Raw genomic sequence first — 1,267 nt, forward strand, 5'->3', positions numbered from 1 at the left:
GAAGAATCAGCAATTGTCACTTTTCTCTTCGCTTTCGGTGGATTTTTGGAGAAAAAAACGCTTGAAAAAACGCGATCAAGTATCAAAGAACTCACGAATATGGCACCCAGCACAGCCCTATCTGCTGATGGCGAAGAAATGGACATTGATGAAGTTGAAATTGGCGACAAACTCTTAGTAAAAACCGGACGTCAAGTTCCTGTTGATGGTCGTATTTACCAAGGATCTGGCTATGTCAACGAAGCCAGTATCACAGGTGAATCACGTGAAATCAGAAAGGAAGCTGGTACCAAAGTTTTTGCAGGTTCTATCTTAGAAAACGGTACAATTTACGTAGAAGCAGAAAAAGTCGGCGAAGATACAACCTTTGGTAAAATTATTGAACTTGTCGAAGAAGCCCAAGATACCAAATCTCCTGCTGAGAAATTCATCGACCGCTTTGCTAAGTATTACACGCCAGCGGTACTTGTTATTGCAGCTATTACTTGGGTTTTTAGTCATAATCTAGAACTAGCCATCACGATTCTCGTACTTGGTTGCCCTGGTGCCCTCGTGATTGGTGCACCTGTTTCAAATGTTGCAGGAATCGGGAATGGTGCAAAAAGAGGCGTCCTTATCAAGGGAGGTGATGTTATGAATACCTTCAGTCACATTGATACGCTTCTGTTTGATAAGACGGGTACTCTGACGAAAGGCAATACAGAAGTTGTTGTTGTCAAAAATTATGGTGCTTCAAAAGAATTAATTGATGCAGTTGCTTCAGCAGAAAATGAATCTGATCACCCATTAGCAACGGCAGTTGTACGCATGATCGGAAAATTCAATCCTATCAAATTTGAAAAAACGGACGTTGTTAAAGGACAGGGAATCATCGCAGACAACCTATTGATTGGTAATGAAAAAATGATGGTGGTTAATCATATTACGATTTCTCCCGAGCAGAAACAGGACATCACAGAAATCACTGATTCAGGTGCATCAGTTGTTTTGGTCGCAGCTGATAACAGATTGCAACTAATTTATGGTATTGCGGACGAAATACGTTCTGGTGTCAAAGAATCCCTCGAAGAACTACGCCACGAAGGTATTTCTCGTATGATTATGCTGACTGGAGACAACGAGACAACAGCTAAAGCAGTCGCCGCCCAACTCGGCATCGATGAAGTACGTGCCAATCTCATGCCTGAAGAAAAAGCTGAAGTTGTCAAATCACTCAAAAACTCTGGTAAAAAAATTGCTTTTATCGGTGATGGTGTCAACGATTCTC

Annotated in this window: 1 protein-coding gene; it reads left to right on the top strand. The window is 41.6% G+C overall.

Translation table 11 applies throughout. From position 1 onward, the window contains the following. A partial coding sequence (locus tag AB0912_RS35890; protein WP_366707533.1) for a heavy metal translocating P-type ATPase occupies positions 1-1,267 on the top strand: 1,267 nt, incomplete at both ends.

Source organism: Streptomyces sp. NPDC007084 (genome assembly GCF_040703595.1).
Taxonomy (GTDB): Bacteria; Actinomycetota; Actinomycetes; order Streptomycetales; family Streptomycetaceae; genus Streptomyces.